3 protein-coding genes are annotated in these 2,695 nt (G+C 38.9%); all 3 read left to right on the top strand.

Annotated features, from left to right (window positions below):
• Positions 1-65 precede the first annotated feature (65 nt).
• The 3 genes from V7147_RS21795 (at position 66) to V7147_RS21785 (ending at position 2,564) form a co-directional block, all read left to right on the top strand.
• Positions 66-1,190 carry a conserved virulence factor C family protein gene (locus tag V7147_RS21795; RefSeq protein ID WP_335369908.1) on the top strand — a complete coding sequence of 375 codons (1,125 nt, stop codon included), beginning with the start codon at positions 66-68 and terminating at the stop codon, positions 1,188-1,190.
• Positions 1,191-1,305: 115 nt separating this feature from the next.
• Positions 1,306-1,740: a BrxA/BrxB family bacilliredoxin gene (locus tag V7147_RS21790; protein WP_335369906.1), complete on the top strand. Its 435-nt coding sequence runs from the start codon at positions 1,306-1,308 to the stop codon at positions 1,738-1,740.
• A gap of 41 nt (positions 1,741-1,781) precedes the next feature.
• Positions 1,782-2,564 carry a class I SAM-dependent methyltransferase gene (locus tag V7147_RS21785; RefSeq protein WP_335369905.1) on the top strand — a complete coding sequence of 261 codons (783 nt, stop codon included), beginning with the start codon at positions 1,782-1,784 and terminating at the stop codon, positions 2,562-2,564.
• The last annotated feature ends 131 nt before the right edge of the window (positions 2,565-2,695 follow it).

The raw sequence follows: 2,695 nt of genomic DNA, 5'->3' as shown, positions 1-2,695 counted from the left end.
GAAATATAGTGATTTCGTGTGCTACAATTACGATAGTTGATTTTGTAGGAGAAGGAGCGGTAGATATGAAAATTAAATCAATTGAACCAACACCTAGTCCGAATACAATGAAGATTATTTTAGACGAGGAACTACCAAAGGGAAAAAGTAATAATTATAAAAAGGATAACATAGATCAAGCACCACCACTAATTAAAGAATTGATGGCTATCGAAGGTATTAAAGGTGTTTATCATGTAGCCGATTTCTTAGCGGTTGAAAGAAATGCAAGATTTGACTGGCAGGAGCTTTTACCAAATGTACGTAAAGTCTTTGGCGAAGATGTGGCTGAAGGAGAAAATGAAGCGCAGAAGCTTGACGAGCATTTTGGAGAAGTTAAGGTTTTTGTGCAAATGTATAAAGGTCTACCAATGCAAGTTAAGCTTTATGATGGTGAACAAGAGTATCGTTTTGGATTGCCAGATGTGTTCAAGGAAAGCTTACTACGTGCCGGGGAGGTTTCAGGAAACGTTGTTTTGGAACGGGAATGGAAGGAACAAGGTGTTCGTTACGGCAATCGTCTTGAAATTGGAAAAGAAGTTGTCGATGAGCTGGCTGCAGCCTATCCGAAAGAGCGACTTGACGGTATAGTAAAGCAAATAACTGAGCAAACAACAGCCCCAACTTTCCAAAAACGTCATACCTATACGGTTACATTGGAAATGCTGGATGATCCTGATTGGACTAAACGTTATGCAAGTTTAGAGCAAATGGATCCAGAAGAAGACGATCTTCCAGTACTTGCAAAAGCATTGAAAGATGAAAAACCGTCAATCCGTCGGTTAGCAACAGTATATTTAGGTATGATTGAGAAGCCTTCTGTATTGCCTTACCTTTATGAAGCATTAAAGGATAAATCAGTTACGGTTAGAAGAACAGCAGGCGACTGTTTGTCTGATCTTGGGGACCCAGCTGCAATTGGTGCAATGTGTGCTGCATTAAAGGATTCAAGTAAACTTGTAAGATGGCGGGCTGCTATGTTTTTATTTGAGGTTGGCGATGAAACAGCACTTGAAGCACTTAAAGCAGCAGAGAACGATCCAGAATTTGAAGTAAAGATGCAAATCAAAATAGCCATCGAACGAATCGAAGGTGGCGAGGAAGCAAAAGGTTCCGTTTGGAAGCAAATGACGGAAAGTAGGAATAAATAATTGGCGTTGCGTTCACTTAAAATGTAGGAAATGGTAATTGATATCGTTTGAAAATTGATTTTGCTAGTTCAAAATAGTATGCTTATTTTATTGAAATAAAAGGGAGGGATTCTATATGTCAATGGCATATGATGAATATATGAAGCAAATCGTTAAGCCGATGCGACAAGAGCTTGTAGTAGCGGGCTTTGACGAGCTTCAAACAGAGGAAGAAGTAGAAAACTACATGGAGAAGGCAGAAGGTACAACACTTGTTGTTGTGAACTCTGTGTGTGGATGTGCTGCAGGACTTGCAAGACCAGCTGTAACACAAGCAGTTCTAAATAACGAAAAAAAGCCGGATCATCTTGTTACAGTATTTGCTGGTCAAGATAAAGAAGCCACCGCAAAGATGAGAGAGTATTTTGAAGGCTATGAGCCATCATCTCCATCAATGGCTTTATTAAAAGGCAAGGAAGTTGTACACTTCATCCCACGTCATGAAATTGAATCAAATTCAATGGAAGCTATCATGGAAAATATAACTTCTGCATTAAATAAGAATTGCTAAAAGGATGTCATTACGACATCTTTTTTTGTGCAGGTGATAAAATGTTTGTAACAACTGCAGGACGAACAAATGATGAGATGGTGGATTTGGCTAAAAAAGTCGCTGCTGAACTAGATACTCCTTATATTCAGAGGAATAAGCGTTCCATTGCCAATCTTCAAGTGCTGACCGAAGAAGATATCCTTGTGGTTGGGAAAAATCGGATTGAAATTTATCCGAAACATGGAGAAGAGCCGCTTTTCTTTCACCCAAATTCCGCTATGTTTCGCATGAAGCGAATAATGAAGGGGGAGCATGATCCTTTTATTCAGGCTTCAGGTTTGATGAAAGGGAGCACCTTCTTAGATTGTACTTTAGGTTTAGGATCAGACAGCATTGTCGCAAGCTTTGTTGTTGGCAGGACCGGAAACGTCATGTCTTTAGAAGGAAATAAGTATTTGTATTATCTGTTAAAAGGCGGATTGAAAAGCTGGGATACCGGTTATCCAGACATGAATGAGGCTATGGTCCGGATTGAAGTGCAGCATAACACATATGAAAGTTTTTTAGCTAGCTGTCCATCGAAAAGCTTTGATGTTGTATATTTTGACCCAATGTTTGAAGAAATGATTGAAGAATCGGAAGGAATCAAGGGACTTCGTAATTTTGCGCTTTATTCTACATTAAGTCCTGAAGCGATTAAAGAGGCAAAACGAGTTGCCAAACAAAAAGTAGTGTTAAAGGATCACTGGAAAAGTGAGCAATTTGAAAGATACGGATTTACCGTTTATAAACGAAAAACAGCAAAATTTCATTACGGTGTAATTGACCTAAGTGGTTCCTGATAATTTTCAACACCTTTGGATACATTAACTTTAATCAGTAGAAGTAAGGTACTTCTATTGATTAAAGTTAAAGCCTCCGGCGGATGCCACAGATTTGCAAAGGAAGTTTTTCAGCATTAACTGGCACTAAG

This window comes from Bacillus sp. JJ1521 (assembly GCF_036965165.1).
Taxonomy (GTDB): domain Bacteria; phylum Bacillota; class Bacilli; order Bacillales; family Bacillaceae_L; genus Ferdinandcohnia.
This window is presented reverse-complemented; position numbering and strand designations above follow the sequence as displayed.